The organism is Blautia sp. OM07-19 (genome assembly GCF_003481595.1).
Classification (GTDB): Bacteria; Bacillota; Clostridia; order Lachnospirales; family Lachnospiraceae; genus Blautia_A; species Blautia_A intestinihominis.
The window spans coordinates 1-6,479 of record NZ_QULA01000062.1; the positions used below are offsets into that span (position 1 = coordinate 1).

6 protein-coding genes and 1 tRNA gene are annotated in these 6,479 nt (G+C 44.0%); 5 read left to right on the plus strand and 2 right to left on the minus strand.

Annotation, left to right across the window (positions count from 1 at the left end; genetic code table 11):
* Window positions 1-164: 164 nt before the first annotated feature.
* Together DXC01_RS19420 and DXC01_RS19425 are read left to right on the plus strand one after the other, a co-directional pair.
* Window positions 165-235, plus strand: a tRNA-Trp gene (locus DXC01_RS19420).
* A 188-nt stretch (window positions 236-423) separates the two neighbouring features.
* On the plus strand, window positions 424-1,854 hold the full coding sequence (locus DXC01_RS19425; RefSeq protein WP_118699652.1) for an alanine/glycine:cation symporter family protein: 1,431 nt from the start codon (window positions 424-426) through the stop codon (window positions 1,852-1,854).
* A 57-nt stretch (window positions 1,855-1,911) separates the two neighbouring features.
* Here DXC01_RS19425 and DXC01_RS19430 read toward each other — a convergent pair whose 3' ends face one another.
* The gene (locus DXC01_RS19430; protein ID WP_022214736.1) at window positions 1,912-2,778 is read right to left on the minus strand and encodes a LysR family transcriptional regulator; all 867 of its coding nucleotides are present in this window, start codon (window positions 2,776-2,778) and stop codon (window positions 1,912-1,914) included.
* A gap of 252 nt (window positions 2,779-3,030) precedes the next feature.
* Here DXC01_RS19430 and DXC01_RS19435 point away from each other — a divergent pair, with 252 nt between their 5' ends.
* The 3 genes from DXC01_RS19435 (at window position 3,031) to ttdB (ending at window position 5,907) form a co-directional block, all read left to right on the plus strand.
* Window positions 3,031-4,296 (plus strand): SLC13 family permease, encoded by a 1,266-nt coding sequence (locus tag DXC01_RS19435; RefSeq protein ID WP_118699653.1) that lies wholly within the window; start codon window positions 3,031-3,033, stop codon window positions 4,294-4,296.
* An 85-nt stretch (window positions 4,297-4,381) separates the two neighbouring features.
* Window positions 4,382-5,281 carry a L(+)-tartrate dehydratase subunit alpha gene (ttdA, locus tag DXC01_RS19440; protein ID WP_022214739.1) on the plus strand — a complete coding sequence of 300 codons (900 nt, stop codon included), beginning with the start codon at window positions 4,382-4,384 and terminating at the stop codon, window positions 5,279-5,281.
* Window positions 5,281-5,907, plus strand: a complete 627-nt coding sequence (gene ttdB / locus DXC01_RS19445) for a L(+)-tartrate dehydratase subunit beta (RefSeq protein WP_022214740.1) — start codon at window positions 5,281-5,283, stop codon at window positions 5,905-5,907. The genes ttdA and ttdB overlap by 1 nt, the downstream gene beginning before the upstream one ends.
* 125 nt (window positions 5,908-6,032) lie before the next feature.
* On the opposite strand, the gene DXC01_RS19450 is transcribed toward ttdB, so the two are convergent.
* On the minus strand, window positions 6,033-6,440 hold the full coding sequence (locus DXC01_RS19450; protein WP_118699654.1) for a MerR family transcriptional regulator: 408 nt from the start codon (window positions 6,438-6,440) through the stop codon (window positions 6,033-6,035).
* Window positions 6,441-6,479 lie beyond the last annotated feature (39 nt).

Sequence of the window (6,479 nt, forward strand, 5' to 3'; positions counted from 1 at the left end):
GTGGAAGTGTGGTAACACATGGAGCTGACTGCTACTAATAGGGTGAGGGCTTGACCAACTAGTTCGAGAAAGGTCATGAGGTGACCGCTATCGAACGGAAGCATGGTTAAAATTCGATTGCTTAGTCAACATGTATGTAGTTTTGTAGGTACGATAAATTTTCTAGGGGATTGGTCAAATGGTATGATAGGGGTCTCCAAAACCTTTGGTGGGAGTTCGATTCTCTCATCCCCTGCTATTTAAGAAGAACAAAGAAGTTTTAAATAGAACTTCTTTGTTCTTTTTTTGTGAAAAAATGAGATATCGGGAGAAATATAGAAAAAAAGAAAGTAAAACATAGATAATATCAATATTTCGTTGCGCTTTTTCACGATTTAGCGTAATATAGTAGTATTAAAGTATAGTATTAGGAAAGAGGGGCTTATGGAGAAATTTTCAATGTTTGTAAACCAGATGGATGCGATGGTCTGGAGCATGGTATTGGTTGTTTTGTGTCTTGGGGTTGGACTTTATCTGTCACTGCGTCTTAAATTTCCACAGATCCGCTTAGTGAAAGAAATGGTCAAACTTCTGACATCCAAAGAAGAGAGTGAGAGCGGAATCACTCCATTTCAGGCATTTGCTACAACAGTAGGTGCCCGCGTAGGTATGGGAAATATTGCCGGCGTCGCTTCTGCGATCTTTTATGGCGGACCGGGATCTGTTTTCTGGATGTGGATGATCGCTGTGATCGGAGCAGCGTCTGCCTTTGTTGAATCGGCACTTGCCCAGGCATACAAAGTCAAGAGTCCTGACGGAGAATTCACCGGCGGCCCGGCATATTACATAGAAAAAGGCCTGAAGTGCAAACCATATGCGGTCGTGTTTGCAGTAGTTGCCTTTCTGGGACCTGGATTCCTCATGCCGGGTGTGCAGATTAACTCACTGGTAACTGTGTTTGAGGAAGCTTTTTCTGTAAATAAGATCCTTGTGGGCGCGATCTGCTGTATCGTACTTGGAATCGTAGTATATGGAAGTATCAAACGTATTGCACATATCGCAGAAATGCTGGCACCGGCAATGTGCGCGATCTATATTCTGGCAGCGCTGATCATTGTCGGACTGAATATCACCAAACTTCCGGGGATCCTTCTGATGATCGTGCAGTCTGCGTTTGGTGTACATGCAGTACTTGGCGGTATTCTCGGATCTGCTGTTTCCTGGGGTGTCAAACGAGGAATTTACTCAAATGAAGCCGGAATGGGATGCGGTGCGATCGTGTCCGCAGCGGCAGAATGTTCCCATCCGGTGAAACAGGGACTGATCCAGTCATTTTCTATCTATGTAGATACTTTATTTATCGGAACTTCAACTGCACTGATCGTTCTTCTGACAGGAACCTTTGATGTCACCGATGGTGCAGGAAATCTTCTAATGAGCCAGACCGGCGGCATCGAAGCCGGAATCAAATGGACACAGTATGCGCTGATGAGCACGTTTGGAACGTGGAGCGGTAAGGTACTGGCAATTATCATTGTACTGTTTGTATTTACGTCCATGACAGGATACTGTTACCAGGCAGAGTCCAATATCCGTTATCTTACCGGCAACAGCAAGAAAGCCATTGCAATCGCACGGGCAGTTTTTCTTGCGGCATCATTCATGGGAGCCATTGTAAATGCGGATGCAGTATGGGCGATGGGCGATATCGGCTATGGCCTGATGGCATGGGCAAACATCATTGCGATTGCACTTCTCGCACCAAAAGCCGTCGCACTTCTTAAAGATTATGAGAAACAAAAGAAAGAAGGCAAAGATCCAGCCTTCGATCCGAAAGAATTCGGAATCGAAGATGAGACCGGAGCCTGGAAATAGCAATAAAAAAAGATAGCTGACAATAAATAGTTCGGCTATCTTTTTTTATGGAAAAATTCAGAAGTTCTCTATGTATTTGATCACTTTTTCAGCAGTGGTGTTCTGGTATTTGCCTTTTTTCCAGATGACACCGATACGCTGCTCAATCGATGGCATGACCGGGATCCCGACAATATCTGGATGTGCTTCCACAATAGAACGATACAGGAAGGTTCCTACATGACCGGATTTGACCATATTGATGAGTGTCGTGATCTGGCTGGTGTTTAGGATAACACGCGGGGTTACACCGACTGCTTTGAACTGCCGGGTCAGTGTCATGACCTGCACAGAATCTGTGTTAAAGAGAATCAGAGGTTCGTTTGCGAGCATAGTGAGAAGAATTGTCTTCTGTTCGGCAAGAGGATGATCTGGTGCAACACAGAAATAAAGATCCTCTGTATCAATAATGCGAGAATTACATTTGTCAATTGCAGGCTGTTCCGCATTGACGATCGCGATATCCAGTTTTTCCTCCAAAACAAGGTCACACGCTTTGATAGAACCAAACTCAAAAAGCCGGAAATCGACTTCCGGGAAATTTTCTTTCAGGGATAAATACAATTCAGGCAGATAGATCGTCCCCAGCATAGGCGGGATCCCGATGCGGATCGGTGTGATTTTTTTCCTTAATTCATGAAATTCCATCTCGACAGAATCTGCATGCGCAAGAAGTCCTTCTGCACTCTTATAAAAGAGCTCGCCTTCCGGTGTGAGGGTGAGCTTATTATTATTCCGGAAAAAAAGATTCACACCAAATTCCTCCTCCAGTGCTTTGATCGCATTGGAAATCGAAGGCTGAGTCACAAAAAGCTCTTTGGCGGCTTTGGTAATATTGTGATACCTGGCCGCCACACAAAAGTATTCTAACTGAGTTAATTTCATGCTGAAATTCCCCCTTGTATCTGTAGTTTTATTAAAATTCATAATAGCATGAGAAAAAAAGATTCGCAATGAAAAGATAAAGAAACGTTTATTGAGATGAATTTTTCAATAGGAAAAACTTATAGTACCATATGTTTTAATAAATGTACAATCCTGAAACCCTTGTATATAATAAGCTCATAACAAAACAGTAATGAATCGGCCAAACGATTACTGAAAAATTACATAACGAAAAAGTAGGAGGGTGTGGCAATGAGTCCATCAACAATTACACTGCTGTTTCTCCTGTTTGCGGTAATCATGTTCGTATTTGAGAGGATTCCGCTGGGAGTTACATCCATGATCGTCTGTATCGGTCTTGTCGTAACCGGAGTCCTGGATGTCAAGACAGCTTTTGCAGGATTTATCGACAGTAATGTCATCTTGTTTGTATCCATGTTCATCGTAGGTGGGGCATTATTTGAAACAGGCATGGCAAACAAGATCGGAAGTATTGTAACAAGATTCGCAAAATCAGAAAGAATGCTGATCGTTGCGATCATGGTGATCGTAGGTTTTATGAGTGGTGTTTTATCCAACACAGGTACAGCTGCAGTTCTGATCCCGGTAGTGATCGGTATCGCTGCAAAATCCGGATACAAGAGATCCCGTCTTCTGATGCCGCTGGTATTCGCAGCAGCTATGGGCGGTAACCTTTCTCTGATCGGAGCACCAGGAAATCTGATCGCACAGAGTGCACTTCAGGAAATTGGAATGAAATTCGGATTTTTCGAGTATGCGATCGTAGGTCTTCCGATCCTGATCGTAGGAATCCTGTTTTACGCAACCATCGGTTACAGACTTCTTCCAAATCACGATGTTAAAGATGAGGGAGCATTCGATACAGAAAAAGATTTCAGCAACGTTCCGGTATGGAAACAGTGGTTATCCCTGATCATCCTGATCCTGACACTGCTGGCAATGATCTTTGAAGACAAAATTGGCATTAAATTATGTATTTCCGGTGGAATCGGAGCACTGCTTCTGATCCTCACAGGAGTTATCTCTGAGAAAGATGCACTCAAATCCATCGATCTCAAGACGATCTTCCTTTTTGGCGGTACACTTTCTCTTGCAGCTGCACTGCAGGAAACAGGAGCCGGTGAACTGATCGCCAACAAAGTAATCGGAGCACTTGGTGAAAATCCATCTCCATATGTACTGACATTTGTAGTATTCATTCTCTGCTGTATCCTGACAAACTTTATGTCAAACACAGCAACAACCGCTCTTATGGTTCCAATCTGCCTGTCAATCGCACAGGGAATGGGAGCTGACCCGAGAGCAGTACTGATGGCATGTGTGATCGGCGGTTCCTGCGCATACGCAACACCGATCGGAATGCCAGCAAACACAATGGTAGTAGGTGCCGGCGGATACAAGTTCATGGATTATGTAAAATCTGGATTCCCGCTCATCATCATCGCAACTGTAGTAAGTATGATCATTCTTCCGATCGCTTTCCCATTCTTTCCGTGAGAATGAGAAACACGAAAGGAATTTGATAAATAAACTCAAACTCAATTATTAACTTTAAAATTATAATAACCAGGAGGACAAACAAATGGGTAAGAAAGAACAGGTAGAGCAGCTTACCACTTATATGGCAAACTTTGTTTCCTATATTGGTAAAGTGCTGCCGGACGACATCAAGGCAAAGATCAACGAACTTGCAGAGAAAGAAGACAGCCCGCTGTCTAAAGTAATCTACCAGACCATGCAGAGAAACCAGGTTCTGGCAAAAGAACTCAACAGACCAAGCTGCCAGGATACAGGTGTATTACAGTTCTGGGTAAAATGTGGAACAAACTTCCCGCTCATCGGAGAACTGGAAGCACTCCTCAAAGAAGCAGTTGTCAAAGCTACTTTCGAAGCACCACTTCGTCATAACAGTGTAGAAACATTTGACGAGTACAACACAGGCAAAAACGTTGGAAAAGGAACTCCTACCGTATTTTGGGATATCGTTCCGGACAGCGACAAATGCGAGATCTACACATACATGGCCGGCGGCGGATGTACTCTTCCGGGAAAAGCTATGGTCCTGATGCCAGGTGAAGGCTACGAAGGTGTAACAAAATTCGTTATGGATGTCATGACATCTTATGGCTTAAATGCTTGTCCGCCACTCCTTGTAGGTGTTGGTGTTGCAACATCCGTAGAAACAGCTGCACTGCTTTCCAAGAAAGCTCTTATGAGACCGCTTGGAAGCCACAACGAAAACGAGCGTGCTGCATCCATGGAAAAACTGCTCGAAGACGGTATCAATGCGATCGGCCTTGGACCTCAGGGTATGGGCGGTAAATATTCCGTAATGGGTGTTCACATCGAAAACACAGCAAGACATCCATCCACCATCGGTGTAGCCGTAAACGTTGGATGCTGGTCCCACAGACGTGGACATATTATCTTTGATAAAGACCTTAACTACACAATCACAACACATTCGGGGGTGACTTTATAATGTTGGAAATGAAAGATGGAAAGAAAATTTTAACAACACCGATCTCAGCAGAAGATCTGAAGGATATCCATGCAGGAGATATCGTATACTTAAACGGAAGCATGACAACCTGTCGTGACGTTGCTCACAGACGTCTCGTTGAAGAAGGCCGTGAACTTCCTGTAAACGTAAGAGACGCAGCAATTTTCCACGCTGGCCCGATCATCCGTCCACTGGAAAATGACAAGTTCGAAATGGTATCTGTAGGACCGACAACCAGTATGCGTATGGAAAAATTCGAATACGAATTTGTAAGAGAGACAGGCGTTCGTGTTATCATCGGTAAAGGTGGTATGAAAGAAAATACAGAGCGTGCATGCAAAGAATTCGGTGCAATCCACTGTGTATTCCCGGCTGGAAACGCAGTTGTAGCAGCAACAGAAGTAGAAGAGATCGTAGATGCTCAGTGGAGAGACCTCGGAATGCCTGAGACATTATGGCACTGCCGTGTCAAAGAATTCGGACCTCTGATCGTATCCATCGACACAGAAGGACGTAACCTCTTCGAAGAGAACAAAGTGATCTTCAACCAGAGAAAAGATAAAGCAGTAGAAGAAATCTGTAAGCACGTAAGCTTTATCAAATAATTCCTTAGAATTAAATGTTCAGACACATATAAGTAAATCAAAATTTTGCCATAACAAAAGCCATACCGAAGGATTACTGCCATGATCCCGGAGTATGGCTTTTGTGCTGCTTATGAATAAAAATTTTATGCGGATTTTGTTTCGTGGGCGTGAGCGTAGGCTACCTGGATCTCTTCCGGCATAGAATCCGGGATCATCGCATGAAGCTGATCTTCGCTGACACCTTTCATTACCTGGTCATAAAACCAGCATTTGTATTTCAGCATATCAAGTGCCTGGTTCATACGCTCAATTTCTGCCTCGATATTCTGACGCTGACGCTGAAACATGGCACGGCGCTGTGGGTAAGTTTCCTTTCCCATGGCGCACCATTCGATAAACTGGCGGATGTCCTTGATCTCCATGCCGGATTTTTTGAGGCATTCGATGACACGCAGAGTCTCCAGTTCGCGGTCGCTGAATTTGCGGATCCCGGAGACGCGCATCATATCCGGAAAAAGTCCCTCCTTGTCATAGTACTTAACTTGCCCCATAAGTAATCATAGATATTTATATGTTCCCATGTTATACTA

Coding starts and splice junctions, on each gene's coding strand:
- DXC01_RS19425 (WP_118699652.1), top strand. CDS start 424: ATGGAGAAATTTTCAATGTTTGTAAACCAGATGGATGCGATGGTCTGG.
- DXC01_RS19430 (WP_022214736.1), bottom strand. CDS start 2,778: ATGAAATTAACTCAGTTAGAATACTTTTGTGTGGCGGCCAGGTATCAC.
- DXC01_RS19435 (WP_118699653.1), top strand. CDS start 3,031: ATGAGTCCATCAACAATTACACTGCTGTTTCTCCTGTTTGCGGTAATC.
- ttdA (WP_022214739.1), top strand. CDS start 4,382: ATGGGTAAGAAAGAACAGGTAGAGCAGCTTACCACTTATATGGCAAAC.
- ttdB (WP_022214740.1), top strand. CDS start 5,281: ATGTTGGAAATGAAAGATGGAAAGAAAATTTTAACAACACCGATCTCA.
- DXC01_RS19450 (WP_118699654.1), bottom strand. CDS start 6,440: ATGGGGCAAGTTAAGTACTATGACAAGGAGGGACTTTTTCCGGATATG.